The organism is Rhodoferax sp. U2-2l (assembly GCF_020594515.1).
Classification (GTDB): Bacteria; Pseudomonadota; Gammaproteobacteria; order Burkholderiales; family Burkholderiaceae_C; genus Rhodoferax.
This window is the reverse complement of record NZ_JAJCTH010000006.1, coordinates 58,506-83,732: the sequence shown is the minus strand read 5'-3', so window position 1 is coordinate 83,732 and position 25,227 is coordinate 58,506. Positions and strand designations below refer to the sequence as shown.

General features: G+C 59.7%; 25 protein-coding genes and 1 tRNA gene. 9 read left to right on the top strand and 17 right to left on the bottom strand.

Translation table 11 applies throughout. The features are described from left to right. Positions 1-17 precede the first annotated feature (17 nt). Complete coding sequence (locus tag LHU53_RS19680) at positions 18-143, bottom strand: hypothetical protein (RefSeq protein ID WP_255631951.1); 126 nt, start codon at positions 141-143, stop codon at positions 18-20. Between the two features lie 72 nt (positions 144-215). Here LHU53_RS19680 and LHU53_RS07435 point away from each other — a divergent pair, with 72 nt between their 5' ends. Beyond that, on the top strand, positions 216-854 hold the full coding sequence (locus tag LHU53_RS07435) for a hypothetical protein (RefSeq protein WP_227331877.1): 639 nt from the start codon (positions 216-218) through the stop codon (positions 852-854). Beyond that, positions 851-1,408, top strand: coding sequence for a FlgO family outer membrane protein (locus LHU53_RS07430; RefSeq protein ID WP_255631950.1), 558 nt, complete (start codon positions 851-853; stop codon positions 1,406-1,408). The genes LHU53_RS07435 and LHU53_RS07430 overlap by 4 nt, the downstream gene beginning before the upstream one ends. Positions 1,409-1,535: 127 nt before the next feature. Here the strand turns inward: LHU53_RS07430 and LHU53_RS07425 are convergent, their stop codons facing one another. Continuing rightward, complete coding sequence (locus LHU53_RS07425) at positions 1,536-2,837, bottom strand: Hsp70 family protein (protein ID WP_227331875.1); 1,302 nt, start codon at positions 2,835-2,837, stop codon at positions 1,536-1,538. Between the two features lie 33 nt (positions 2,838-2,870). Further along, complete coding sequence (locus LHU53_RS07420; RefSeq protein WP_227331873.1) at positions 2,871-5,279, bottom strand: UvrD-helicase domain-containing protein; 2,409 nt, start codon at positions 5,277-5,279, stop codon at positions 2,871-2,873. 399 nt (positions 5,280-5,678) lie between these two features. Here LHU53_RS07420 and LHU53_RS07415 point away from each other — a divergent pair, with 399 nt between their 5' ends. Both LHU53_RS07415 and LHU53_RS07410 read left to right on the top strand, forming a co-directional pair. Continuing rightward, entirely contained in the window at positions 5,679-6,656 is a 978-nt protein-coding gene (locus tag LHU53_RS07415) for a GMP reductase (protein WP_227331871.1), read from the top strand. A gap of 92 nt (positions 6,657-6,748) precedes the next feature. Continuing rightward, a tRNA-Lys gene (locus LHU53_RS07410) sits at positions 6,749-6,824 on the top strand. Between the two features lie 190 nt (positions 6,825-7,014). On the opposite strand, the gene LHU53_RS07405 is transcribed toward LHU53_RS07410, so the two are convergent. Further along, positions 7,015-8,946 carry a DEAD/DEAH box helicase gene (locus tag LHU53_RS07405; RefSeq protein WP_227331869.1) on the bottom strand — a complete coding sequence of 644 codons (1,932 nt, stop codon included), beginning with the start codon at positions 8,944-8,946 and terminating at the stop codon, positions 7,015-7,017. A 253-nt stretch (positions 8,947-9,199) separates the two neighbouring features. Continuing rightward, positions 9,200-9,805 (bottom strand): oligoribonuclease, encoded by a 606-nt coding sequence (orn, locus tag LHU53_RS07400; RefSeq protein WP_227331868.1) that lies wholly within the window; start codon positions 9,803-9,805, stop codon positions 9,200-9,202. Positions 9,806-9,842: 37 nt separating this feature from the next. Between orn and LHU53_RS07395 the strand changes: the two genes are divergently transcribed. Genes LHU53_RS07395 through rsgA form a run of 3 tightly spaced genes read left to right on the top strand, consistent with a single transcriptional unit; the run spans position 9,843 to position 12,424 of the window. Further along, entirely contained in the window at positions 9,843-11,168 is a 1,326-nt protein-coding gene (locus LHU53_RS07395; protein ID WP_370632242.1) for a M48 family metallopeptidase, read from the top strand. Between the two features lie 9 nt (positions 11,169-11,177). Next, the gene (locus tag LHU53_RS07390; protein WP_227331864.1) at positions 11,178-11,504 is read left to right on the top strand and encodes a 4a-hydroxytetrahydrobiopterin dehydratase; all 327 of its coding nucleotides are present in this window, start codon (positions 11,178-11,180) and stop codon (positions 11,502-11,504) included. Then, positions 11,456-12,424 (top strand): ribosome small subunit-dependent GTPase A, encoded by a 969-nt coding sequence (rsgA, locus tag LHU53_RS07385; RefSeq protein WP_370632248.1) that lies wholly within the window; start codon positions 11,456-11,458, stop codon positions 12,422-12,424. The genes LHU53_RS07390 and rsgA overlap by 49 nt, the downstream gene beginning before the upstream one ends. Positions 12,425-12,449: 25 nt before the next feature. On the opposite strand, the gene ampE is transcribed toward rsgA, so the two are convergent. The 6 genes from ampE to rpsP form a co-directional block, all read right to left on the bottom strand. Continuing rightward, entirely contained in the window at positions 12,450-13,421 is a 972-nt protein-coding gene (ampE, locus tag LHU53_RS07380; RefSeq protein WP_227331846.1) for a regulatory signaling modulator protein AmpE, read from the bottom strand. A gap of 38 nt (positions 13,422-13,459) precedes the next feature. After that, complete coding sequence (locus LHU53_RS07375) at positions 13,460-14,140, bottom strand: CoA pyrophosphatase (RefSeq protein WP_227331844.1); 681 nt, start codon at positions 14,138-14,140, stop codon at positions 13,460-13,462. Positions 14,141-14,233: 93 nt separating this feature from the next. Continuing rightward, entirely contained in the window at positions 14,234-14,614 is a 381-nt protein-coding gene (rplS, locus tag LHU53_RS07370; RefSeq protein ID WP_227331842.1) for a 50S ribosomal protein L19, read from the bottom strand. 101 nt (positions 14,615-14,715) lie between these two features. After that, entirely contained in the window at positions 14,716-15,459 is a 744-nt protein-coding gene (gene trmD, locus LHU53_RS07365) for a tRNA (guanosine(37)-N1)-methyltransferase TrmD (RefSeq protein ID WP_227331834.1), read from the bottom strand. A gap of 10 nt (positions 15,460-15,469) precedes the next feature. Next, positions 15,470-16,033, bottom strand: coding sequence for a ribosome maturation factor RimM (gene rimM, locus LHU53_RS07360; RefSeq protein WP_227331832.1), 564 nt, complete (start codon positions 16,031-16,033; stop codon positions 15,470-15,472). Between the two features lie 8 nt (positions 16,034-16,041). Further along, the gene (gene rpsP, locus LHU53_RS07355; RefSeq protein ID WP_227331827.1) at positions 16,042-16,293 is read right to left on the bottom strand and encodes a 30S ribosomal protein S16; all 252 of its coding nucleotides are present in this window, start codon (positions 16,291-16,293) and stop codon (positions 16,042-16,044) included. Between the two features lie 129 nt (positions 16,294-16,422). Here rpsP and LHU53_RS07350 point away from each other — a divergent pair, with 129 nt between their 5' ends. Next, positions 16,423-16,944 (top strand): GNAT family N-acetyltransferase, encoded by a 522-nt coding sequence (locus LHU53_RS07350; RefSeq protein ID WP_227331825.1) that lies wholly within the window; start codon positions 16,423-16,425, stop codon positions 16,942-16,944. A gap of 20 nt (positions 16,945-16,964) precedes the next feature. Here LHU53_RS07350 and LHU53_RS07345 read toward each other — a convergent pair whose 3' ends face one another. The 6 genes from LHU53_RS07345 to LHU53_RS07320 all read right to left on the bottom strand — a co-directional run bounded on the left by LHU53_RS07345 (position 16,965) and on the right by LHU53_RS07320 (position 24,217). Further along, entirely contained in the window at positions 16,965-17,975 is a 1,011-nt protein-coding gene (locus tag LHU53_RS07345) for an inorganic phosphate transporter (RefSeq protein WP_227331823.1), read from the bottom strand. A gap of 19 nt (positions 17,976-17,994) precedes the next feature. Beyond that, on the bottom strand, positions 17,995-18,642 hold the full coding sequence (locus LHU53_RS07340; RefSeq protein WP_227331821.1) for a DUF47 domain-containing protein: 648 nt from the start codon (positions 18,640-18,642) through the stop codon (positions 17,995-17,997). A 208-nt stretch (positions 18,643-18,850) separates the two neighbouring features. Further along, complete coding sequence (locus tag LHU53_RS07335; RefSeq protein ID WP_227331814.1) at positions 18,851-21,442, bottom strand: bifunctional aconitate hydratase 2/2-methylisocitrate dehydratase; 2,592 nt, start codon at positions 21,440-21,442, stop codon at positions 18,851-18,853. A 61-nt stretch (positions 21,443-21,503) separates the two neighbouring features. Beyond that, the gene (locus LHU53_RS07330) at positions 21,504-22,130 is read right to left on the bottom strand and encodes a hypothetical protein (protein ID WP_227331813.1); all 627 of its coding nucleotides are present in this window, start codon (positions 22,128-22,130) and stop codon (positions 21,504-21,506) included. 29 nt (positions 22,131-22,159) lie between these two features. Continuing rightward, complete coding sequence (locus tag LHU53_RS07325; protein ID WP_227331811.1) at positions 22,160-23,212, bottom strand: CoA ester lyase; 1,053 nt, start codon at positions 23,210-23,212, stop codon at positions 22,160-22,162. Between the two features lie 18 nt (positions 23,213-23,230). Beyond that, positions 23,231-24,217 (bottom strand): malate dehydrogenase, encoded by a 987-nt coding sequence (locus tag LHU53_RS07320; RefSeq protein ID WP_227331809.1) that lies wholly within the window; start codon positions 24,215-24,217, stop codon positions 23,231-23,233. 177 nt (positions 24,218-24,394) lie between these two features. Here LHU53_RS07320 and LHU53_RS07315 point away from each other — a divergent pair, with 177 nt between their 5' ends. Further along, entirely contained in the window at positions 24,395-25,198 is an 804-nt protein-coding gene (locus LHU53_RS07315) for a GntR family transcriptional regulator (protein WP_370632241.1), read from the top strand. The last annotated feature ends 29 nt before the right edge of the window (positions 25,199-25,227 follow it).

Sequence of the window (25,227 nt, the reverse complement as noted above, 5' to 3'; positions counted from 1 at the left end):
AGACGCCGCGGGCTTTGTCAGCGGAAATACCACAATTGCGCCTGCACGCCGCAGCAGTCAAGCAAAGTTGACAGTCCTACGCCTGTTTGCAACCAACCCACGCTGATAATTTCATTGGTGCCGCTGTCAAAAGCGGCATCCATGACATTTTCAACCGTGCAAAGGGAGCTCACTTGATTTACAACACTACGAGGCTCGTCACATTGGGTGCGAGCATGGCGCTGCTAACGGCCTGCGCTTCATCACCGATTCCCGTCTCTGAAAACTTCCCGATCACCGTGCAACCCAAAGTGCGCTCGGCCGGACACTGGAATCTGCTGTCCAAGGATGTCGTCAAACAGACCCTGGAAACCCTCAGCAGCGTTGGCACATCGTCACCACTCTATGTGGCTTTGCCACCCCAAGCCAGTGAGTTTGATGTGGCTTTCCGGGAGTTCTTGATCACCGAACTGGTCAAAGCGCGCCGGGTTGTCAGCCAATCGCCTGACAACGCCATCGAAGTCAGCTACAAAACCCAACTGGTCCGCCACCAAAGCCCGCGCCCCCACTTTGTGCCCGGGCAGTTCACCATGATTGCCGCAGGTCTGTACGCTTTGTACGGCCTGCACGCAGAGTCACTGGATGTCAAACTCGCTGCCGGACTTGGATTGACCGCAGCGGCAGACACGCTGGCCAGCATCAACTCCGGTGGCCCGACCAGCACCGAACTGATTTTGACCACCACCGTGGCAACCGGCGGGCGTTACCTGGTGCGCAAGACCGACCTGTACTATGTTGAAGAGGCCGACGCCAGCCTGTTTGCAACGATCTTGCCGCCCCACAGCCGGACCATGATGAAGGTGGTGGGCCAATGAACATCAAACTGATCGTCTGCGCAACGGCCATTGTTTGGCTGACGGGTTGCGCAAACACCACCGTCACGCGCACCGACCCCACCTACGCGCAAGCAGCTGCCAACATGTTCGTCGCCACCAACCATGAGGCCGTTGACAAACTGGTCGGCGGATTCAACCTGGCTGCGGCGGGCGACAACCCGGTGCTGGTGGCAACCATCGTGAATGTCAACGACATGCGCCGCTCTGCCCCACTGGGCCGCACGCTGTCGGAGCAATACGCCTCCCATTTGGTCAATGCTGGCTTCAACGTCAAGGAATTGAAGCTGCGCGGTGATGTGTTTGTGAAAGAGCAAACCGGTGAGTTGCTGCTGTCACGCGAGATCAAGGACATCGCCCAAAGCCATCATGCCAACTACGTTTTGGTGGGCACCTACTCGGTCGCGGCCAGCGTCACTTACGTGAGCCTGAAGTTTGTGCGCACACAAGACAGCCGCATCATGCGCGGTTATGACTACGCCTTGCCCAACGACAAGGATGTCAACCGCTTGCTGCAAACGACCCCGAACCAGTAGCGTCTGCCAGGGACGTGTAGCCGACGTGGTTGGGTGATGTCACCTTCGGTGGCATCGGCACCGCCATCTTTGGCGCCGTGTTCCTGCTGCTAAACCACAAGCGCTGATCCGGTGTTTGGCGCCGGCCCTAGTGGAAGACCCGCTGCGCGTGCAGCCCCAGGCCCTGGGCCACGCTGGCCAGGCGGTCGCCGCGCACCGTCAAGGCCTGCCCAAACGGTGCGGCAATGCGCTGCGCCAAGGAGGCCAGGCCAGTCGAACCGCCGGTCAGGTAGACCGCGTTGATCTGCTCTGGCCGCAAACCGGCCAAACGCACGGTCTCCACGCCGGTTTGTGCGATACGCGTCAGGTCACGGTCGATGGCGGTCATGGCCTGGGCCTCGTGCAGCACGACACGCAAACCCCGCTCAACCAGGTCGAGGTCCAGACTGGCACTGCGGCCTTCGGCAACAGCGATCTTGGCCGCCTCGGCCTCGGCCATCAGCGCATGGCCCAGGTGACCCTCGACGATACTGATCAAGCGGCGGTGCAACTGCAGGTCAGCGTAAAAACTCTTCATCCCCCGCAACTCCAGCAGGCGCTGCGGGGTGTAGACGGTATTGATCAAGTGCCAGGTGGCGAGGTCGTGATAGACCTTGCTGGGCACCTCACGCTGCGCTGGTGCAGGGCCGAGCGAACGAAAACCCGCCAAAGGCAGGATCGCAGCCAGTTCCAGGTGGCGGTCGAAGTCGGTCCCGGCCACGTGGACACCATGACTGGCCAGAATGTCATCCGCACGGTCGATCCGGCTGCGGCGCTGTGGCCCCACCCGCACCACGCAGAAGTCAGAGGTGCCGCCACCGATGTCGGCGACCAGCACCAGTTGTTCACTTTGTAGGCCGGCCTCGTAGTCCAGCGCAGCGGCAATCGGCTCAAACTGGAAGCTGACGTCCTGAAAACCGATCTGATGCGCAACCGCCGCCAGCGCAGCCTGGGCCTGGGCGTCACGCTGCGGGTCATCGTCGACAAAAAACACCGGTCGGCCCAGCACGGCACGGGTCAGTGGGGCGCCGTTCTGTGCTTCGGCCAGGCTTTTGAGGTGTTTGAGGTAATCGGCAATGATGTCCAGGAAACGCACCGAGTGGCCGGCGCCGACATCGGTCGCCTGCTCGATCAGGGACGAGCCCAGCACACTCTTCATCGAACGCATCAGCCGTCCGTCCTGGCCTTGCACATAAGCGGCCAGTGCCGCACGGCCGTAGAGGCGGCGCGGGGCAGCGTGGGCGCTCAAGCCGTCGGTGCTGTAGAACACCGAGGTGGGCATGGTCAGTTGGCCGGGTTCAACCTCCACCAAGCGTATCTGGCCTTGACCGGCGGGCAAAGCGATCGCCGAGTTGGAAGTGCCAAAGTCAATGGCGCAAAACGTGGGGGTATGGGTGGCAGTGCGGGGCATGGGGGCGCGATTGTGTCACGCCCCTTGGCCGTTTTACGGCAGCGGCGTCAGCTTGGCCACACTCAGCGCCAGCCACTTCACGCCGTGGCGCGGGAAGTTGATCTGGGCGCGGGCGTCATCCCCGCTGCCTTCCAGCGCGGTGACCGTGCCCTCACCAAACTTGGTGTGAAACAACTTCTGGCCGACCTTGAAACTGTGGCCGGTGGCCTCGGGGCGTTGTGGCGGCACCGGGGCGCTGTATTTGGCGTAGTCATTGCCAAATTGGCCTCTGGCCCTTTCAGAATAAGGGCTATTAGCTCCTGAATACGAAGCGCCTCCACCAAAACCACTGCCTCCGCCGCCAAACCCGGTCTGTTTGGGTGTGATCCATTTCAGGGCTTCTTCGGGCAACTCTTCAAAAAACCGGCTCTTGAGGTTGTAACGCGTCTGGCCGTGCAACATGCGGGTCTGGGAGTGGCTCAGGTACAGGCGTTTGCGCGCACGGGTAATCGCCACATACATCAGGCGACGTTCTTCTTCCAGACCGTCGCGGTCGTTCATCGAGTTCTCGTGCGGGAACAGGCCCTCTTCCATGCCGGTGATGAACACCGCGTCAAATTCGAGGCCCTTGCTGGCGTGCACCGTCATGAGCTGGATCGCGTCCTGCCCGGCCTGCGCCTGGTTGTCACCGGCTTCCAGCGCGGCGTGGGTCAAAAACGCGGCCAGCGGTGACAGAGTTTCGCCAGTTTCCAGATCGGGCGCGGGCATGTCGAGCACCGGCTGGTTCAGGTCCAGGCCTTGCGATGCGGGGGACTGGGTCAGCGCCTGGCCGAGTTCGTCCACCGGCAGTGCCACCGCATCACGGCCAAACCCTTCGATGGAAACGAAACTCTCGGCAGCGTTGACCAGTTCGGCCAAGTTCTCCAGCCGGTCAGCGCCTTCACGGTCGGCCTTGTAGTGGGTCAGCAGGCCGCTGTGTTCCAGCGCTGCCACGATGGTGTCGCGCAGGCTCATGCCCTGGGTTTGCTCGCGCAACACGTCAATACCGGCCAGGAACGCGCCGATGTTGGTGCCGGCCTTGCCACCCAAGCCGCTGACCGCATCGCTCAAAGCACAGCCGCTGGCGCGGGCCAGGTCCTGCAACTGCTCCAGGCTGCGGGCGCCAATGCCGCGCGGCGGGAAGTTCACCGCACGCATGAAGCTGGTGTCATCACGCGGGTTTTCCAACAGACGCAGGTAAGCCAGCGCATTCTTGATTTCGGCCCGCTCAAAAAAGCGCAGGCCGCCATACACCTTGTAGGGCATGCTGGCGTTGAACAGCGCGGTCTCGATCACCCGGCTCTGGGCGTTGCTGCGGTACAGCACCGCAATCTCTTTGCGCTCATGGTCCTCGCGCACCAGCTGTTTCATCTCGTCGACCATCCACTGCGCCTCGGCAAAATCGCTGGTGGCCTCGAACACCCGCACCGGTTCACCGGGGCCTTGGCTCGTGCGCAGGTTTTTGCCCAGGCGTTTGCTGTTGTGGCTGATCAGCGCGTTGGCACTGTCCAAGATGTTGCTGCCGCTGCGGTAGTTTTCCTCCAACTTGATCTGGTGATGGACATGAAATTCGCGCACAAAGTCGGCCATGTTGCCCACGCGTGCGCCGCGAAAAGCGTAGATGCTCTGATCGTCATCACCCACTGCCAGCACACAGCCAGTGGGCTGGAAGGCGCCGTCCACACTGCTGTGGGCGCCGGTGCCGGCCAGCATCTTGACCCAGGCGTATTGCAGCTTGTTGGTGTCCTGAAACTCGTCGATCAGGATGTGGCGAAAACGCCGCTGGTAATGCTCGCGGATGGGGTCGTTATCACGCAGCAGCTCATAAGAGCGCAGCATCAGCTCACCAAAATCGACCACGCCCTCGCGCTGGCATTGGTCTTCGTAGAGCTGGTAAATCTCGATCTTTTTGCGGGTTTCGTCGTCGCGCGCCACCACGGCATTCGGGCGCAAACCGTCTTCTTTGCAGCCACCAATGAACCACTGCATCTGTTTGGCCGGGAAACGCTCGTCGTCGATGTTGAACTGTTTGTACAGGCGCTTGATGCTCGACAACTGGTCTTGCGTATCCAGAATCTGGAAGGCTTGCGGCAAATTGGCGAGCTTGTAATGCGCGCGCAAAAACCGGTTGCACAGGCCGTGAAAAGTACCAATCCACATGCCACGCACGTTGACCGGCAGCATCGCGCCCAGGCGCGTCATCATTTCCTTGGCGGCCTTGTTGGTGAAGGTCACCGCCAGAATGCCGCCGGGCGAGACCTGGCCGGTTTGCAACAACCAGGCAATGCGGGTGGTTAACACCCGGGTTTTGCCAGAACCGGCCCCGGCCAGGATCAGCGCGTGCTCGGCCGGCAGGGTGACGGCGGCCAGCTGCTCCGGGTTCAGGTTATGTAACAGGCCGGCATCCGGGGCTTGGGGGGTCATGGTAGAAAACATGACCCATTGTAGAAAGGCACCGGATGACATCCCCCCTGCCAACGCGCTCCGTCCAGACCTTGGGCACTGGCCAATAAGCTGCTGCTGGACACATTGAGCTTTCATGAAGTGCGCGCCATGGGTATTTCGCAGGGCGCCAATACAAGCCACCTGCGGGTTGTGATCTGAGTGCAGGACGCCCAAGGCCAGATTCTGACAGCCGTGCATTCCACCTGCCAACCAGCAGATAAAGGCGGACCCACGCGCCAAACTCGATAGAATCAGGCACCGGGCCCAAGCAATTGCAGCCCGGTTTTTTGTGTCCGCACATCGTTCAACGCTGCTGCCCACATCAACCGGCTGCCATCCAAGCGCTCAAGTTTCAACCATTTGATAAGGCGCTTGACCATGGAAATTTTTGACTACGACAACATCCTGCTGCTCCCCCGTAAATGCCGGGTGGAAAGCCGCTCCGAGTGTGATGCCAGCGTCGAGCTGGGCCCCCGACGCTTTCGCATTCCGGTGGTGCCCGCCAACATGAAAACCGTGGTCAGCAAAGACATTTGCATCTGGCTGGCGCAAAACGGCTATTTTTATGTCATGCACCGTTTTGACCTGGACAACGTCGCGTTTGTGCAAGAGATGAAAGCGCTGGGCCTGTACGCGTCCATCTCGCTGGGTGTCAAAAAGCCAGACTACGACACCGTGGACAAATTGGTCGCGCTGGGCCTGGTCCCCGAATACATCACCATCGACATCGCCCACGGCCATGCCGACAGCGTGAAAAACATGATTGCCTACCTGCGCGAGAAGATCCCCAGCACCTTCATCATCGCCGGCAACGTGGCCACGCCCGAGGCGGTGATTGACCTGGAGAACTGGGGCGCCGACGCCACCAAGGTCGGCATTGGCCCGGGCAAGGTCTGCATCACCAAACTCAAAACCGGTTTTGGCACCGGCGGCTGGCAGCTCAGTGCGCTCAAATGGTGCGCCCGCGTCGCGACCAAACCCATCATTGCCGACGGAGGCATCCGCGACCACGGCGATATTGCCAAGAGTGTGCGTTTTGGTGCCACCATGGTCATGATTGGCTCACTCTTTGCCGGCCACGAAGAAAGCCCCGGCCAGACGGTGGAAGTCGACGGCAGGCTGTACAAAGAGTATTACGGCTCAGCCAGCGACTTCAACAAGGGCGAATACAAACATGTCGAAGGCAAGCGCATTCTGGAGCCCATCAAGGGCAAACTCGCCGACACGCTGGTGGAGATGGAACAAGACGTGCAAAGCTCCATCAGCTACGCCGGCGGCAAAAAACTCATGGACATCCGCAAGGTGAACTACGTCACGCTGGGGGGTGACAACGCGGGCGAACATCTGCTGATGTAACCAGGCAAGCGCTGCCCCGGCGGGCAGAAAAAAACGTGAAATTTGCCTATATAATTTAGGGCTTCGACAGCGGTGTCAACCGCCACCCGAACGGGAATTTAGCTCAGCTGGTAGAGCAGCGGACTCTTAATCCGTAGGTCGAGAGTTCGAATCTCTCAGTTCCCACCAAATAGTCAATTCAATCAAGCACTTAGCGCCAAAACTAAGTGCTTTTTTGTTGTCCAGATCACGTCACACTCTACGCATTGCTTCACCCCTTTCGCGTTTGAATGTTGGCTACAGATCGCTCTCAAACTGGCACACACATAAAAAAGCCCGCAGACTGCAAAGCCTGCGGGCTTTTTTTCAGCTGACTTGATCAGCGGTCGTTCTTGGAGAAACGCTTCTGTGCATCACGTGGCACAAACACCTTGCCACCACCTGCCGGTTTGGCAAATGCGGGCTTGCTGAAGGCGGGTTTGCCAAACGCGGGTTTGCGGTCGCCAAAGTCAGCGCGCGGCGCGAAGTCACCTCGTGGTGCGGGTGCACCAGCGCGGCTGCCAGCAAAGCGGTCATTAAACCCACCCTTGCGTTCGTAGCTGAAACCTTCACGCGGGGCAGCGGCCGGGCGTTCGTCACGCTGGGCAAAACCACCGGCTCTGTTGTTTTGATAGCTATCTGCGCCCACTACACGAGGGCCAGAGGCGTTTCTGTCATTAAAGCCGCCACGGTTGTCGTTGAAACCACCGCGGTCGCCACCGAAGCCGCCACGGTTGCCACCAAAACCACCACCGGCCGGACGGCCACCGCCACCAAACTTGCGGTCATTGCCACCCCGGTTGTCACGGCCACCAAAGCTGGGACGCGAATCAGGCATGCGCTGCTGCGGCTCCAGGCCCGGCACCACTTCGGCCTTGATCGGCTGACGGCTGTAGGCTTCGATGTCAAAAATCTTGCGACGGTCACGGAACTCGGCAAAGGTGATGGCCAGGCCATCACGGCCAGCACGGCCGGTACGGCCAATGCGGTGGGTGTAATCCTCGGCCTTCATCGGCAGACCAAAGTTGAACACGTGGGTGATGGTGGGCACGTCAATACCGCGCGCCGCTACATCGGTGGCCACCAGAATCTGCACATGGCCTTGGCGCAGCGCCATCAGACGGCGGTTGCGCAGGCCCTGGCTCAGGGCACCGTGCAGGGCGACAGCGTCAAAGCCGTCTTGCTGCAAGTCATTGGCCAAGCCATCACACTCGATCTGGGTGCTGGCAAACACAATGGCCTGGTTGATGGTGGTGTCGCGCAGCCAGTGGTCCAGCAGCTTGCGTTTGTGTTGGGCGTTGTCGGCCCAGAACAGCACCTGCTTGATGTTGGCGTGTTTTTCTTGCGGGCTGTCGATGGTGATGCGCTGGGGTTCGCGCATGACACGGGCCGCCAGTTGCTGGATGCGCGGCGCAAAGGTGGCGCTGAACATCATGGTCTGTTTGCGGCCAATGGTCAGCTGGTTGATCTCAGCCAGGTCGTCCGAGAAGCCCAGGTCGAGCATGCGGTCAGCCTCGTCCACCACCAAAAACTGCACTTGGTCGAGCTTGATCTGCATCGAGCGTTGCAAGTCCAGCAAACGGCCCGGGGTGGCCACCACCAGGTTGGCGTTTTGCAACTTGGCAATCTGCAATTGGTAAGGCATGCCACCCACGATGTTGGCCACACGCAGGCCACGGCAATGCTGCACCAGGTCGATCGCGTCGTGGGCCACTTGCTGGGCCAGTTCGCGGGTCGGGCACACAATCAGCGCGCCCGGGGTCGGGGCGGAGAAGTGACGCGGGTTGGTCGGGTCTTTGCGTTTGGCACGCTTCGGCGGTGCTTCACCCTTGGCAGCGGCTTCTGCCACGGCGCGTTGGTAGTCTTCGCGTTCTTTGGTTTCAGCCTCGGCCATTTGGGTCAGCAAGGTGTGCAACACCGGCAGCAAAAAGGCGGCGGTTTTGCCGCTGCCGGTCTGGCTGGAGACCATCAGGTCGATAAAACGAGCCTCTTTGGCACCTTCGCTATGGCCTTGCAGCGCCAGCGGAATGGTCTTGAGCTGCACGGTGGTGGGCTGGGTGAAACCCAGGTCTTTCACCGCCAGAATCAGCTCGGGCGCCAGGCCCAGCGTGACAAAGCCGTTAGGCACTTCGGGTTCTTCAACCAGGCTTTCTTCCGCCAACACGTCGTCAGCCGCAGCGGCGTCAGGGGTGTCGTGGGCGATCAAATGCAGGTCGGTGGACAAATTTTCGGCAGACGACAAGTCGCCTGTCGCTAAGGTAGCGTCAGTCATGGATTTCTTTCATGCGCGAGCACCGCAGGTTGTGCGGTAGCTCCGTTTATGGTTAAAAAACATCAACCATCAAACGGAACCAGCTCTGACTCAAGTATTTGAGTAACTTCAGCGCCAGGGGCCCTTATTAACGCCTGCTGCAAGCAGCTTGGCATGGGGCCCGGTGAATGTTGGGAGATGTGCAAATTTGCACTGCCAGTTGCAGCGCAGCCAGCGATTATGGCACAGATTCGGGTTTTTACCTAGCAACGACTCAAACCGGACTTTTGAGGAAGTGCTCGCGGTAATGCTCCAGCTCGTCAATCGACTCATGCACATCGGCCAATGCGGTGTGGCGCTGCTTCTTTTTGAAGCTTTTGTAGACCTCGGGGGCCCAGCGTTTGGACAACTCCTTGAGCGTGCTGACATCGAGGTTGCGGTAGTGGAAAAACGCCTCCAGCTTGGGCATGTACTTGGCCAGAAAACGCCGGTCCTGCCCGATGCTGTTGCCACACATGGGTGAGGTGGCTTTGGGCACATAGTGGCTCAAAAAGGCGATGATCTGCGCCTGGGCCTCTTCTTCGGTCAGGGTGGAGGCGCGCACCTTGTCGATCAGGCCGCTTTTGCCATGGGTGCTTTTGTTCCATTTGTCCATGCCGTCCAGCAGCGCGTCGCTTTGATGCACTACCAGCACCGGGCCTTCGGTGCGGTTTTCCAGCTTGGGGCCGGTGACGATGACGGCAATCTCAATGATGCGCTCGGTCTCAGGATTCAGTCCGGTCATCTCGCAGTCGAGCCAGACCAGATTTTGATCCGATTTGGGTAGCAGGGTCGGTGGCTCGATAGCGGGCGGGGGGGTGGGGACGTGAGATGTGGACATGGGTCAAATTGTCGCTGATCACCTAAACTCCCCCGCCATGCGCGACACCAACTTCTTTTCTGAGCCATCCATCATGCTGACAACGGTTTTTGCCGTCACGCTGGTGGTCGGCCTGCTGCTCAAATTCTGGCTGGGTTCACGGCAAATCCGCCATGTGGCGCAACACCGTGGGCACCTGCCTGCCGCGTTTACCCAAACCATGACGCTGGCGGCGCATCAGAAGGCGGCCGATTACACCGTGGCCAAGGCACGACTGGGCTTGATTGAAATGGCGTTGGGCGCTGCCGTACTGCTGGGTTGGACGCTGCTGGGCGGCTTGTCAACTTTGAATCAGGCGCTGATGCCCTGGCTAGGCGCTGGTTTGGTGCAACAGTTGGCGCTGCTGGTGGGTTTTGCACTGATCAGCGGACTGATTGACCTGCCGCTGTCGCTGTACCAGACCTTTGTGCTGGAAGAGCGCTTTGGCTTCAACAAAATGGCGCTCAAATTGTGGCTGCTGGACGCCATCAAAGGCAGCCTGATGGGCGCACTGATCGGCCTGCCGATTGCTGCGCTGATTTTGTGGATGATGGGTGCCAGCGGTGGCCTGTGGTGGCTGTGGGCCTGGTGCGTGTGGATGGGCTTTAACCTGCTGTTGCTGGTGATCTACCCCACCCTGATTGCGCCGCTGTTCAACAAGTTCACGCCGTTGCAAGACGAAGCGGTGAAAGCACGTGTCACCGCACTGATGCAACGCTGCGGCTTTGCCGCCAAAGGTCTGTTTGTGATGGATGGCAGCAAACGCAGCGCCCATGCCAACGCCTATTTCACCGGCTTTGGTGCCGCCAAACGGGTGGTGTTTTTTGACACCCTGCTCTCCAAGCTGAGCCCGGCCGAGGTGGAAGCGGTGCTGGCGCATGAGCTGGGCCATTTCAAGCACAAACACATCATCAAACGCATTGTGTCGATGTTTGCGATGAGCCTGGCCGGGTTTGCCCTGCTGGGCTGGCTGGCGGGTCAAAGCTGGTTCTACACCGGCCTGGGCGTGATGCCCAACGTGGCCGCACCGAATGACGCACTGGCGCTGCTGCTGTTTTTGCTGGTGATGCCGGTGTTCAGCTTTTTTATCTCGCCGCTGCTGGCCCAGCTGTCGCGCCAACACGAGTTTGAGGCCGACGCCTACGCCATGCAGCAGACGAGCGGGCAGGACCTGGCCAGCGCGCTGCTCAAGCTATACGAGGACAATGCCTCCACCCTGACGCCCGATCCGGTGTACGTGGCCTTTTATTACTCGCACCCGGGGGCCTCGGAGCGACTGGCCCGTATGCTTCCAGGCGGTCTACCCAACACCGGGTCGGCGCCGCAACCGCTCGCACCAACTTGAATGATCAACATGCCGCTAGCCCCTACGTTACGAGCACTCAAAGCGACTGAAATAGTCGCCCATCTGGCCAAACTGGAAGGCTGGACCCTGTCGGGTGATGGCGACACACTGGCCATTGAGAAGGCGTTTGGTTTCGCCAATTACTACCAGACGGTGGCGTTTGTGAATGCGGTCGCCTTCATCGCCCATGTCGAAGACCATCACCCCGAATTGCTGGTGCAGCCACGCCAATGTCGGGTGCGCTGGCGCACCGATGATGTACGCGGCATCTCGCTGGCGGACTTTGCCTGCGCCAAGCGGGTGGATGCCCTGCAGCCCGAACCCAGTCCCGGTTGATGGCGCCGCCCAACTTGCAGTCAGGCCTGATCGTGGCCAACTATGGCCGTCATTTTCTGGTCGAAAGCGCCTCGGGGGAGCGCCGCATCTGCCATTCGCGCGGCAAAAAAAGTCTGGGCGTGGTCGGCGACCGGGTGTTGTGGCAAGCCTCGCAGGACGAAGGCACGATTGAGAAGATTGAACCCCGGCGCAACCTGTTTTACCGCCAGGACGAGGTGCGCACCAAGTCCTTTGCCGGCAACCTGGACCAGGTGCTGATCCTGATCGCCGCTGAACCCGAGTTCTCCAGCAGCCAGCTCTCACGCGCGCTGATCGCCGCTGAAGAGCAGCACATCACGCCGATCATTGCCCTCAACAAAAGTGACCTGGCCGAGCCCTTTGCTCGCGCCTGGGCCTGGCTGGCGCCCTACCGGCAGATGGGTTACGACGTGTTGCCGCTGGCCATGGTGCATAAAACCGAGACCGACCGGGACGCCCTGCTGCAACGCCTGACCGGAAAAACCACGCTGGTGCTGGGCCCCTCGGGTGCCGGCAAAAGCACGCTGATCAATTGCCTGATCCCCGGTGCTCTGGCGCAAACCGGCGAACTGTCACAGGCTTTGAATTCGGGCAAACACACCACCACCAGCACCACCTGGTACTGGCTGGATGAGACAAAAAATACAGCCCTGCTCGACTCGCCGGGCTTTCAGGAATTTGGCCTGAACCACATCGACCCGGCCCAGCTGGCGGCCTACATGCCCGACCTCAAGCCGCATGTGGCGCATTGCAAGTTCTACAACTGCAGCCATTTGCATGAGCCGGGCTGTGGTGTGATGGCCTCCGTCAAATCAACGACCAGCGCTGACGGGATCAGCGCGAACCGCTACAAAATATACGGTGATTTGTACGCTGAACTGAAGCGGATCCGGCACTACTGAAGCGCGAAGCCAGTGTCACGAACAGCTACCCCAGCAGACGCGCCAGTGTCAACAAGGCAAGCAACAACACCCACATCACGACCGTGCGCCATACCAGTCCGACCACAATGGCCAAGTGCGGCAACTCAGGCGTGGGCCGCCCGGCGGTGACATCATCACTCAGCGTCATGGCCGGTGCATAAGCGTCCGGGTAGGCACGCCCGACATGACTGCGCAAAGCAATGTTCACCGCACCCGCTGTTGCGGCCAAGACCAACCCGTCATTCCTGGGTTCGGCTTGCTGGGCGTAGCGACGCCAGGCATCAATGGCTTCTTCAAAATTACCCACCACGGCAAAACTGATGGCTGTCACCCGTGCGGGCAACCAATCAATGACTGCCCAGGCCTGTCGTGCCTGCGCTTGCAAAGCATCGCTGATGGGCTGGTGGTGCGACTCGCTTTGGTGCTGCCAATATCGCGCAACGAACTCACCCAGGCGGTACAAGACCGCGCCGACCGGCCCCATCCCCAAAGCGGCCAGGACCGAAAACCACGCCAGCACACCAAACACATGGCGATGCGCCGCCAGCACCGAGGCCTCGATCACCCGACTGATGATCTCAGCGCGAGGCAGATCTTTGGCATCTGCATGCTGCCAATCGGCCAGCAAGCGCTGCGCCAGCGCGTCGTCGCCCTGAGCCAGCGCGTCGCGAATCTGCGTGAAGTGAAAGCTGAACTGACGAAACCCCAGCGAGGCATACAGCACCAACGCGCTCCACAAAACCGCCAGCGGCCAGCCCACCCAATAACCCAGCAGCCAGTAGATCACCATGGCCACCAGTGAGGGCCCGCCCACCGCCAGTCCCCACACGAGCCAGCCATGCACCGGCTTGCCCGCATCCAGCGTGCGGGCACTCCAACGAACCCACGACCGAACGGCCGCGTGAATGATATTGCCGCGATTAAGAGGCCGGGCCTGTTCCAGCAGCAGAGCAAAAAGCACCGAGATGAAGCTCATGCAATGATCATAGCGGCTGCACTGGACGGACCAGAATATCAGGCGCTTAAAAACCGGTAAAAGTTGCGCAACATGCCCGCCGTGGCGCCCCAGATAAACCGTTCCCGGGAACCGTCCTGGTACGGCATGGACAACCACTGGCGCTGCACACCTTGCCAAAACACCTGGTGGCGGCGGTGGTGTGCCGGGTTCATCAGGAACGACAGCGGCACCTCAAACACATCATCGACCTCGTGGGCGTTGGGAAGCAGCTTGAAACCCGGTCGTACCAACGCCACCACGGGGGTGACCAAAAACGCCGAGCCAGTGGTGTAGAGCGGCATCTGCCCCAGAACTTCCACCCAACCGGTTTCCAGCCCCACTTCCTCAAAAGCTTCACGCTGGGCAGCAGCGGCGGCATCGGCATCGGCCTCATCAAGTTTTCCACCCGGAAAGGCGATTTGCCCGGCGTGGGTCGATAAATGGGAGGTGCGCTGGGTGAGCAAGACGGTCGGCTCTGCACGCATCACGATCGGGACCAGCACCGCTGCAGCCAAAGGCGCGCGGTCCATGAACTTCTTTTCAGCGATCAGTTCTGGCTGCCAGTCAGGGGGAGCCCGGAAACGCGCACGCAACGCGTCTGGCGCGTACCGATCCGCAGGAACCGGCGGCAAATGCCCGTCGACCTGGATCACAGGCGCCCATCGCGGATCCATCAACGGCGGCTGTGCGCGTGTCATGACAGCATCAAAAGAAGAACACACCAAACCAAGAAAGGCGAAAAAAAAACCGCCACTGCAGCCACAGGGCGGTTCCTTGAAAAGCGCAGTTCCTTATGCGGCAACCACAGCCACTTTGCGGGCTGGCAGCTTTTCCTTGATACGTGCCGACTTGCCACTGCGGTCACGCAGGTAGTACAGCTTGGCACGACGCACGTCGCCACGGCGTTTGACTTCAATACCGGCGATCAGCGGGCTGTAGGTCTGGAACGTACGCTCCACACCTTCGCCGCTGGAAATCTTGCGAACGGTGAAGCCGCTGTTGAGGCCGCGATTGCGCTTGGCAATCACCACACCTTCGTAGGCCTGGACCCGCTTGCGTGTGCCTTCAACCACGTTCAGGCTGACCACCACGGTGTCGCCCGGGCCGAAGTCGGGAATGGTTTTGTTTAAACGAGCAATTTCTTCTTGCTCAAGAATTTGAATCAGATTCATAAAAGACCTCAAATGATCTTGCAAGCACCAGCATCAGGATTGATACAGGCCCAAGGCTTAAAGCCCACGAGCGGCCCCGCAGAGGATCGGTTAGCCCAATATTATAGCCGGGCCAGCAGGGTTTCGTCTTCGCTACTCAGCAAACCGCTTTGCCGGGCGACCTGAATCAGGTCTGGACGCAACCGGGCAGTGAGTGACAGCCGCTGGTCGCGTCGCCAGCGCTCAATCCGCACGTGGTGTCCGGACAACAAGACTTCGGGCACCGCGCTATCCTGCCAGATTTCAGGCCGCGTGTAGTGCGGACAATCCAGCAGGCCGTCGAGCGCCAAGTTGAAACTGTCCTGCGCGTGGCTGTCAGCGTCACCCAGCACGCCCGGCTGCAAACGCGCCACCGCGTCCAACAAGGCCATGGCAGCGATTTCGCCACCGGAGAGCACAAAGTCACCCAAGCTGATCTGCTCGGTTACGTGGGCATCCACGAAGCGTTGGTCCATGCCCTCATAGCGGCCACACAGCAGCACAGCGCCCTGGCTGGCCGCCCATCGGGTCACCATGGCGTGGGTCAGGGGTTGTCCTGCCGGCGAAAACAGCACCACCGGGGCCGCGTCGGCGCGTTCTGCCAGAAGCTGCGTCACACACCGGGACAATGGCTCCGCCATCATGACCATGCCGGGTCCGCCGCCAAAGGGGCGGTCGTCGACGCGGCGATAGTTGCCCTCAGCATAGTCACGCAGATGGGTCAGTTTCACGCTGACCTGGCCCGACTCGAACGCGCGACGCGTGATGCCGGTAGTCAGAAACGGCGCAAACAGTTCAGGAAACAAGGTGACGACATCAAAGCGCATGATGTGCCGATCAGTAATCGGGCTGCCAGTCCACCAAAATGCGTCGGGCGACCAGATCAACGTCGTCGACATACACCGCCACAAACGGAATCATCCGCTGCAGGGGCTGACCCTCTGCTTCGTCCTCAATCACCAGCACCGTCTGCGGTCCGGTCGACAGCAACTCGCGCACCTGCCCCAGCAGCAAACCTTCGCGGTTGACCACAGTCAGACCAATCAGGTCAACCCAGTAATACTCATCTTTTTGGGGCGTGGGAAAGCTTGACTTGGCAATGAAAACCCTGGCACCGCGCAGCGCATCGGCCGTCGTTCGGTCGTCCACCGCATGGGCACTCGCAACGACGATGCCCGAATGGGTTTTGGCTTCCTTGATGTTGAGTCTTCCAACACCGTCAAAGGTTTTGGCGCCCTTCTCAGACGGCAACAAGAACCAGCATTTGGAAGAAAAAAGCGCCTCAGGATCGGCGCTGTAGGGCAGTACTTTGAACCACCCCTTGATGCCCCAGGCATCTGCGATGCGCCCGACTTCGACGGCATCTGCCGGCATGTCGGCAGCCTCAAGGCCGGGCAGCATGCTCACGCTCAGGCTGCTTTTTGGGCGGCCTGTTTGATCAGACGCTCCACCGTGGGCGACGCCTGAGCACCAACGCTGCGCCAGTAGGTCAGACGATCTTGGGCGATACGGATGCTTTCTTCATTGGCAGTGGCGATCGGGTTGTAAAAACCGATGCGCTCAATGAAACGACCATCACGGCGGGTGCGCTTGTCAGCAACCACGATATTGAAAAACGGGCGAGCTTTAGCACCGCCACGGGCGAGTCGAATGACGACCATAATTGATCCTTTGGAAGTGGCGTTTTAATTCCACGAAAATTGGCACTGAGCCCGACGTTTGAGACACGCGACTTGACCACCCGGCCAGCGACACGCCAGACAACCCAATATTATATCCAGTAACCCAACATGCCCATCATCCGTCCCAGTCAAACCGGCGATATGACTCAAATCACCGCCATTTACACCCACCACGTCCTGCATGGCACCGGCACTTTTGAGATTGAACCGCCCAGTGAACTTGATATGACGCAACGCCGTGATGACGTGCTTGGCAAGGGCTTACCTTATCTTGTGGCAGTAGAGGGTGAGAAGGTACTGGGGTACGCCTATTGCAATTGGTTTAAACCACGCCCGGCCTATCGGTTTTCAGCCGAAGACTCCATTTATCTCGCACCAGAAGCGGTTGGTGGCGGTCTGGGCAAAGCCCTTTTGGCTGAACTGTGCAGTCAGGCGGAACGCGTCGGGGTCCGCAAACTGATTGCGGTCATTGGTGACTCAGCCAACCTGGGATCCATCGGCGTGCACCGCAGCGCGGGTTTTGCCCACGTGGGCACACTGGCGTCCTGTGGCTGGAAGTTTGACCAATGGCTGGATGTGGTTCTGATGGACAAAGCCCTGGGGGCTGGCGACACCGTCCCGGCGGCATAGCGCCGCCCCCCTCGCCTGCCTTAAAACACTTTCAGACTGATCCAGTACGCCACAGCGGCGACAAACGCGCTGGCTGGAATGGTCAGTATCCAGGCCCAGATGATGTTGCCGGCCACGCCCCAGCGCACGCCGCTGGCGCGCCGGGTCGAACCCACACCCACAATGGCACCCGTGATGGTGTGGGTGGTAGACACCGGCACACCCATGGCTGTGGCCATAAACAAGGTGATGGCACCGCCCGTTTCAGCGCAGAACCCGCCCACCGGCTTGAGTTTGGTGATCTTCTGGCCCATGGTTTTCACGATCCGCCAACCTCCCAGCATGGTGCCCAAACCGATGGCGGCGTAACAAATGATGATCACCCAATTAGGGGGAGCGCTGTCACCCACGTTGGCATAACCCGTGGCAATCAGCAACATCCAGATGATGCCGATGGTCTTCTGCGCATCATTGCCCCCGTGCCCCAGGCTGTAGGCTCCGGCCGACACCAGTTGCAAGCGCCTGAACCATTTGTCGACCTTCAGCGGGCGAAAGCCCCGGAACACCCACGACACCAGCACCATCATGAGAGAGCCCAACAGGTAACCCAGCAAAGGCGAGACAAAAATGAACACCACCGTCTTCATGATGCCCCCGATGATCAGCGAGCCGACCCCCGCCTTGGCAATGGCGGCACCGGCGATGCCTCCAATCAGGGCATGCGACGAACTACTCGGAATGCCGTAGTACCAGGTGATGAAGTTCCAGGTGATGGCGCCAATCAGCGCCCCAAACACCACATGGGTGTCCACAATACCGGGCAGGACGATGCCTTTGCCGACGGTGGCGGCCACACTCAAGTGAAAGATAAAAATCGCAATGACGTTGAAAAACGCTGCAAAAACAACGGCTTGACCCGGTTTGAGCACGCCGGTGGAGACGACTGTGGCGATCGAGTTGGCCGCATCATGAAACCCGTTCATGAAGTCAAACACCACCGCCATCATCACCAGAACCACGACCACCCAAACAGCGGTTTGTACGGTTTCCATAACTTGAACCCCGCGCTGATCAGGAGTTTTCGAGGATGATGCCCTCGATCAGATTGGCCACATCCTCGCAGCGGTCGGTGATGGTCTCCAGCAGTTCGTAGATGGCTTTGAGCTTGATCAGCTCGCGCACATCCGGCTCCTCGCGGAACAACTTGCTCATGGCGGTGCGAAGGACACGGTCCGCATCACTCTCCAATTTGTCGATCTCATCACAGGTTTTCAAAGCTGCCTCAGCGGTGGTCGCTTCGGCGATCTTGCTCAGCAAATACACCGCATCGCGCAAACGCTCACAACACTTGACACTTAAATCTGTCAAACGCTTGATCTCGTCCGTCATGTGATGGATGTCGTACAAGGACATGGTTCCGGCCGAATCCTGGATCAAATCGGCCACGTCGTCCATGGTGTTGATCAGGCCGTGAATCTGTTCGCGGTCAATCGGCGTGATGAATGTCTTGTGGATCGCCTTGTTGACTTCATGCGTGACGCGGTCCGCCGCGCCCTCGGCGCGGTTGACTTCACCGTGGTATTTCTCGCGCAATTCGGGATCGTTGTAGTTGGCAACGAGGTTGGAAAACGCTTTGGCAGCCACCACGATGTGGTCGGCATGCTGGTTGAACATGACAAAAAAATTGGTATCGCGGGGTAGCAGCTTGCCAAAAAACACAGAAAACTCCTTGTGGGATAAGTCAGTTTGATGAACAAACTGTTAAAACGCAAGTTTAACCGTCTGAATTTGCTGCGCCGCAACACAAAAAAAGCCCCGCAGTTCAACCTGCGGGGCCCGTGGCCCATGGAGGGCATGCGGCAATCGGCGCTATCTCAGTCAGCCACCCGACTGGGGGAGGCCTCGACCGAGCAGGCAGACTGCAACGTCAGGCGCTGACGGCCACGCTGTTGGCGGCGTCGGTGTAATCCTGCACTTTGTCAAAGTTCAGATACTGGTAGATTTTGCTGCTAGCCGCAGTCAGCACGCCCATGTCAGCCATGTACTCGTCCTTGGTCGGAATGCGGCCCAATTTGGAGCAGATCGCGGCCAATTCTGCGCTACCGAGGTAAACGTTGCTGTTTTTGCCCAAACGATTCGGGAAATTGCGGGTTGAGGTGGAGAACACCGTGGCGCCCTCTTTCACCTGTGCCTGGTTGCCCATACACAGGCTGCAACCCGGCATTTCCATGCGTGCGCCGGCACTGCCCAACACACCGTAATGGCCTTCTTCGGTCAATTGTTTGGCATCCATCTTGGTCGGTGGTGCCATCCACAGCTTGACCGGAATGTCACGTTTGTTTTCCAGCAGCTTGGAAGCGGCGCGGAAGTGGCCAATGTTGGTCATGCAAGACCCAATAAACACCTCGTCAATCTTGGCACCGGCCACGTCGGACAGGGTTTTGACGTCGTCCGGATCGTTCGGGCAAGCGACGATGGGCTCATGGATGTCAGCCAGGTCGATCTCGATCACACTGGCGTACTCGGCATCGGCGTCAGCCTTGAGCAACTGCGGGTCAGCCAACCAGGCTTCCATGGCTTTGATACGACGGTTGATGGTGCGCACGTCCGAATAACCGTTGGCAATCATCCACTTGAGCATGACGATGTTGCTGTTGATGTACTCGATGATCGGCTCTTTGTTCAGATGCACGGTGCAACCCGCCGCACTGCGTTCGGCCGATGCGTCGCTGAGCTCAAACGCTTGCTCGACCTTGAGGTCAGGCAGGCCTTCAATCTCCAGGATGCGCCCTGAGAACACGTTCTTCTTGCCTTGTTTGGCGACCGTCAGCTCGCCGGACTTGATGGCGTACAGCGGAATGGCGTTAACCAGATCACGCAGCGTGACACCGGGCTGCATCTTGCCTTTGAAACGCACCAGCACACTCTCAGGCATGTCCAGCGGCATGACGCCAGTGGCGGCACCAAAGGCCACCAGCCCAGAACCGGCCGGGAAGCTGATGCCAATCGGGAAGCGGGTGTGGCTGTCACCGCCGGTGCCCACGGTGTCTGGCAGCAACATGCGGTTGAGCCAGCTGTGGATGATGCCGTCACCGGGGCGCAGCGGGATGCCACCGCGGTTGCTGATGAACTCGGGCAACTCGTGGTGCATCTTCACGTCGACTGGCTTGGGGTAAGCCGCGGTGTGGCAGAAGGATTGCATCACCAAATCAGCGCTGAAGCCCAGGCAAGCCAGGTCTTTGAGTTCGTCACGGGTCATCGGGCCGGTGGTGTCTTGTGAGCCGACGCTGGTCATCTTGGGTTCGCAATAGGTGCCGGGCAAGACGCCCTGACCTTCGGGCAGACCGCAGGCACGGCCGACCATTTTTTGCGCCAAGGTGAAGCCTTTGCCGGTCGCCTTGGGGTTTTGCGGCAGCCGGAACAGTGTAGATACCGGCAAGCCCAGCGATTCACGCGCCTTGGCGGTCAAGCCCCGGCCAATGATCAGCGGAATCCGGCCACCGGCGCGCACTTCGTCAAACAGTACTTCACTCTTGAGCGTGAACTCGGCGATGACCTTGCCATCCTTGAGCGCCTTGCCGTCGTAGGGACGCAGCTCGATGGTGTCACCCATGTTCATCTGACTCACATCCAGCTCGATCGGCAGGGCACCAGCATCTTCCATGGTGTTGTAGAAAATCGGCGCAATCTTGGCCCCCAGGCAGACGCCACCAAAGCGCTTGTTGGGCACAAACGGAATGTCTTCACCGGTGAACCACAACACGCTGTTGGTGGCCGATTTGCGGCTTGACCCGGTGCCGACCACATCACCCACGTAGGCGACCAGGTTGCCACGCGCGCGCAGGTCTTCGATGAACTTGACCGGGCCGCGTTTGCCGTCTTCTTCAGGGGTGATGCCGTCACGTTTGTTCTTCAGCATGGCCAGTGCATGCAAGGGGATGTCCGGGCGGCTCCAGGCATCAGGTGCCGGGCTCAGGTCATCGGTGTTGGTTTCGCCGGTGACCTTGAGCACGGTCAGGGTGATGCTTTGCGGCACTTCGGGGCGGCTGGTAAACCATTCGGCGTCGGCCCAGCTTTGCAGCACAGCCTTGGCAAAGGTGTTGCCCTTGTCGGCCTTTTCCTTGACGTCATGAAACTGGTCAAACATCAACAGGGTCTTTTTCAGCGCTTCTGCGGCAACACCAGCCACGGCAGCGTCGTCAAGCAGGTCGATCAGCGGGGTCAGGTTGTAGCCGCCCAACATGGTGCCGAGCAACTCGGTGGCCTTGGCCCGGCTGATCAGGCTGCAGACTTCAGTGCCATGGGCTACGGCGGCCAGGTAGCTGGCTTTGACCTTGGCTGCGTCATCGACACCGGCCGGCACGCGGTGCGTGATCAGGTCAAGCAGGAAGGTTTCTTCGCCAGCGGGCGGGTTCTTCAGCAGGTCAATCAGGTCGGCCGTTTGCTGTGCGGTCAAGGGCAATGCGGGAATACCCAGGGTGGCGCGCTCAGCAACGTGGGCGCGATAGGCTTGCAACATAGTAAAACTCCTTCTTTTTAATCAGGTCAGGCAAACAGTCAAGAATCGCAATCGGTACACATCAACGTACCGCGCTCTCCAGCGTAGGGGGCGTCAACATCACTGGCGAGGCAGGAATTTGAGCTACCGGCAAAGGCTCAAGCAAGCTGGGCGGCGGACTCTTGAGCATGGCATCAGCCACAGCCACCTGCATCGGGGTCATACACGCGTCTGCGATCCGGGAGCCGGTTTTGTGATTCATCAGCATCGATTTGTTGGACAACTGGAGCCACACCGCACCCGCGGCCGCATCTTCCAGACGAATGGCGCCGGTGCTGCTCACCACCGGGACCATCCGGAATTTGAATTTTTTGCCAGCGACGTCAAAGTAACCTGGCATGCTCGCATCAGCCTCCACCGTGACAAACGCGCCAAGCTCACAGGGCATCCGACCCACCTCCACCCGCTGCGCTATGGCCAGTTCAGCCGGGCTCAGCGCAGTCTCGGCAGCGCGCACGCCTGCCGCCATCTGGTTGGCCTTGGACTTGAGTTCCACGCGGCTTGGCGACGTTGGCTTGACCTGTTTGGGGCTTTTTGGCGGTACGTCAACCTGCGCGGCCAAAGCGACCGATGCAGCCAGCCACCAACCGAGGGCCGCCAACGGCGTGCGCCAAGCGTGCATTTTGATCAAGTATTGCAGGTTCTTCATCGCGTTCTCCTGTCGTTCATGTCACCGGTTCACGCGGTGAAGTACGGGTAAGCGGGGTCGTCACGTTGCAAACGGGCCGTTTGAAACGCCTTTTCGAGCACTTGCCAGTAGTAACGGTAACTGGCCCGGTCATGGAGTGTGCCCGCCACCGAAATAGGCGCCCAGCCTGCGGCCTGCGCCTCACAAATGATAAGACTGGCCTGCTCAACCTCGCTTGGCTCGGGGGTAAAGGCAGCCAGAATGGGTTGAATCTGATCGGGATGGATGCTCCACATGCGGGTAAAACCCAGCTCGCGGCTGGCCCGACGCGCAGCTGCCAGCACCACATCAGGCCGCTTGAATTCCGTCACCACACAATGCGCGGGCACCTTGCCCAGCGCGTGGCACGCAGCGCTGATCTCAAGCTTGGCACGCGCTACCAAAGGATGGCTGAACTGGTCGTGCGAGCTGGTGAGGCCAGGCTCAGCCACGGTCATGGCCGAGGCGGGAATGGCACCACCGTGGGCCGACACAAAATCCATCAAACCAAAACTGAGCGACTCCACACGCGGATGGGCGGCAATCTGGGTCACCTGGTGCACCGCAAGCGGCGATTCAACCAACACATGCAGCGGCAACACCTCAACCCGGTTAGACCGTTTTAACGCAGCATCGATCACACGCACTGCACGGTCAATATCGGACACCGAATCCACCTTGGGAATCATCAGATGGCACCAAGCCGCAGCGGCCTCGCCCAACACGATGTTGACATCCTGCTCGAAGGCCGGATGATCCACCGGATGAACCCGCACCGCGACCCGGCGGGCCCGCGCATTCGGTTCACTGCTTGTCGCTTTCACTACCCTGGCAGCCAGGGCAGAAACCATCAAGGCATGCTCTTTTTCGCCGCCCACCGGGGCCCCATCCTCACAATCCAGTGTGACATCAAAGACGCAGGCACCGAGTGCCTGCGTCATCTCGTCCTGTAGCGCCAGTGCCTTGACCATCCGCGGCTCGGTGCCGCAGTAGTGGTCGCATACGGGCAAAGGCGCCGCGACGGACGCGCCCAACAGGACGTGCCGAGGATGGGTCACAGTCATCAAAGCGCCGGCTGTGGCTTACAGCAAATGGGCCACGCCCGCTTGTTCTTCCTGCAGTTCCTTGAGTGTCTTGTTGATGCACTCCTGGCTGAACGCGTCAATCGGCAGGCCTTCCACGATGGCGTACTCACCGTTGACGCAGGTCACCGGGAAACCAAACATGGTGTCCTTGGGGATACCGTATTCGCCATTGGACGGAATGCCCATGGTGACCCACTTGCCGTTGGTGCCCAGCGCCCAGTCGCGCATGTGGTCGATGGCGGCATTGGCAGCCGAGGCAGCAGAAGACACACCACGCGCAGCGATGATGGCCGCACCGCGTTTGCCAACGGTCGGCAAGAAGGTGTTGGCGTTCCAGTCGTGGTCGTTGATCATGTCTTTGACGCTGGCGCCATCGACCGTGGCAAAACGGTAGTCAGCGTACATCGTCGGCGAATGGTTGCCCCAAACGGCCATCTTTTCGATGTCGGCCACGGCTTTGCCGGTTTTGCTGGCCAGTTGGCTCAAGGCGCGGTTGTGGTCCAGGCGCAGCATGGCGGTGAAGTTCTTGCGCGGCAGATCCGGCGCGCTCTTCATCGCGATGTAGGCGTTGGTGTTGGCGGGGTTGCCCACCACCAGCACGCGCACATCACGGCTGGCCACAGCGTTGAGCGCCTTGCCTTGGGCTGTGAAAATTTCGGCGTTGACCGCCAGCAACTCGGCACGCTCCATGCCCGGGCCGCGCGGACGCGAACCGATCAACAACGCGTAGTCCACATCCTTGAACGCCGTCATCGGGTCGCTATGGGCTTCCATGCCAACCAGCAGCGGGAAAGCGCAGTCTTGCAACTCCATCATCACACCCTGGAGAGCTTGCTGGGCTTTTTCAACCGGCACTTCCAGCAAACTCAGCACAACAGGCTGATCCTTGCCCAACATTTCGCCGGAAGCGATGCGAAACAGGATGGCGTAACCGATTTGGCCAGCTGCACCGGTAACTGCAACGCGGACGGGTTTCTTGCTCATAGTCAAACTCCAGTAAATGATGAAGAGAATTCAGTGGGTGTCGGGGCAGATGATCCACATCTATCGGCGCCAAGCTTTTGGAGTGTACTCTTGAAAATCCCAAAGTGTCAATCTGTCTTATGTCTTATATAAGATATGATTATCAAAAATCACGACGACCTTTCGGAGACACCTTTCATGCCCACCTTGCCCGAAACCAGTGACGAGCCCGATGTGTTGCAGCTCACTGAGGCTGCACCCAATGCCACCCTTGCCACCCCGGCTTTCAGCCCACTCTACCAACAGATTAAAAGCCTGATTCTCGGTAGCTTGCGTTCTGGTGAATGGAAGCCCGGCGAAGCCATCCCGAGCGAAATTGACCTCGCGGCACGATTCCGGGTCAGCCAGGGCACAGTGCGCAAAGCCGTCGACGAACTGGCCGCCGAAAACTTGCTGCTGCGCCGCCAGGGCAAGGGAACGTTTGTCGCCACGCACGCCGAGCAACAGGTGCAATTCAGGTTTCTCAAATTGGTGCCTGACAGCGGCTCCCGCGGCAGCGAGGGCCCGGCCCAGCGCGACATCATCGAATGCCGCCGCACCCGAGCCAGCGCCGACGTCGCCAAGGCCTTGGCGCTTCGCGCAGGTGATACGGTGCTGCAGGCCCGCCGGGTGCTGAGTTTCGGGGGCGTCCCGGTCATTCTGGAAGACATCTGGTTGCCTGCGACACCGTTCAAGGGACTGACTGCCGAGCGACTCTCAAACTACAGGGGGCCGATGTATGCGCTGTTTGAGACCGAATTCAATGTCCGCATGGTGCGCGCTGAAGAAAAAATCCGCGCCATTGCAGCGACCGACGTCCACGCCACACAACTGAAAGTGCCTTTGGGAACCCCCCTCCTGAGCGTTGAACGCATTGCCTATACTTACCAAAGCGAGCCGATGGAATTGCGCCGCGGCTATTACCGAACCGATACGCACCACTACCAAAATGACATGAGCTAAACACCCCGCGCCCTGGCGGCAGTCTGGTT

Bases quoted from the DNA above. Each gene is read 5' to 3' on its own strand.
- LHU53_RS07330 (WP_227331813.1), bottom strand. From the start codon at position 22,130: ATGAAGAACCTGCAATACTTGATCAAAATGCACGCTTGGCGCACGCCG.
- LHU53_RS19680 (WP_255631951.1), bottom strand. From the start codon at position 143: ATGGATGCCGCTTTTGACAGCGGCACCAATGAAATTATCAGCGTGGGT.
- LHU53_RS07375 (WP_227331844.1), bottom strand. From the start codon at position 14,140: ATGACACGCGCACAGCCGCCGTTGATGGATCCGCGATGGGCGCCTGTG.
- orn (WP_227331868.1), bottom strand. From the start codon at position 9,805: ATGTCCACATCTCACGTCCCCACCCCCCCGCCCGCTATCGAGCCACCG.
- ampE (WP_227331846.1), bottom strand. From the start codon at position 13,421: ATGAGCTTCATCTCGGTGCTTTTTGCTCTGCTGCTGGAACAGGCCCGG.
- LHU53_RS07335 (WP_227331814.1), bottom strand. From the start codon at position 21,442: ATGTTGCAAGCCTATCGCGCCCACGTTGCTGAGCGCGCCACCCTGGGT.
- LHU53_RS07415 (WP_227331871.1), top strand. From the start codon at position 5,679: ATGGAAATTTTTGACTACGACAACATCCTGCTGCTCCCCCGTAAATGC.
- LHU53_RS07390 (WP_227331864.1), top strand. From the start codon at position 11,178: ATGCCGCTAGCCCCTACGTTACGAGCACTCAAAGCGACTGAAATAGTC.
- LHU53_RS07435 (WP_227331877.1), top strand. From the start codon at position 216: ATGGCGCTGCTAACGGCCTGCGCTTCATCACCGATTCCCGTCTCTGAA.
- rplS (WP_227331842.1), bottom strand. From the start codon at position 14,614: ATGAATCTGATTCAAATTCTTGAGCAAGAAGAAATTGCTCGTTTAAAC.
- LHU53_RS07345 (WP_227331823.1), bottom strand. From the start codon at position 17,975: ATGGAAACCGTACAAACCGCTGTTTGGGTGGTCGTGGTTCTGGTGATG.
- rpsP (WP_227331827.1), bottom strand. From the start codon at position 16,293: ATGGTCGTCATTCGACTCGCCCGTGGCGGTGCTAAAGCTCGCCCGTTT.
- LHU53_RS07320 (WP_227331809.1), bottom strand. From the start codon at position 24,217: ATGAGCAAGAAACCCGTCCGCGTTGCAGTTACCGGTGCAGCTGGCCAA.
- rimM (WP_227331832.1), bottom strand. From the start codon at position 16,033: ATGCTGCCCGGCCTTGAGGCTGCCGACATGCCGGCAGATGCCGTCGAA.
- LHU53_RS07405 (WP_227331869.1), bottom strand. From the start codon at position 8,946: ATGACTGACGCTACCTTAGCGACAGGCGACTTGTCGTCTGCCGAAAAT.
- LHU53_RS07395 (WP_370632242.1), top strand. From the start codon at position 9,843: ATGCGCGACACCAACTTCTTTTCTGAGCCATCCATCATGCTGACAACG.
- LHU53_RS07325 (WP_227331811.1), bottom strand. From the start codon at position 23,212: ATGACTGTGACCCATCCTCGGCACGTCCTGTTGGGCGCGTCCGTCGCG.
- LHU53_RS07425 (WP_227331875.1), bottom strand. From the start codon at position 2,837: ATGCCCCGCACTGCCACCCATACCCCCACGTTTTGCGCCATTGACTTT.
- LHU53_RS07430 (WP_255631950.1), top strand. From the start codon at position 851: ATGAACATCAAACTGATCGTCTGCGCAACGGCCATTGTTTGGCTGACG.
- trmD (WP_227331834.1), bottom strand. From the start codon at position 15,459: ATGCGCTTTGATGTCGTCACCTTGTTTCCTGAACTGTTTGCGCCGTTT.
- LHU53_RS07350 (WP_227331825.1), top strand. From the start codon at position 16,423: ATGCCCATCATCCGTCCCAGTCAAACCGGCGATATGACTCAAATCACC.
- LHU53_RS07315 (WP_370632241.1), top strand. From the start codon at position 24,395: ATGCCCACCTTGCCCGAAACCAGTGACGAGCCCGATGTGTTGCAGCTC.
- LHU53_RS07420 (WP_227331873.1), bottom strand. From the start codon at position 5,279: ATGACCCCCCAAGCCCCGGATGCCGGCCTGTTACATAACCTGAACCCG.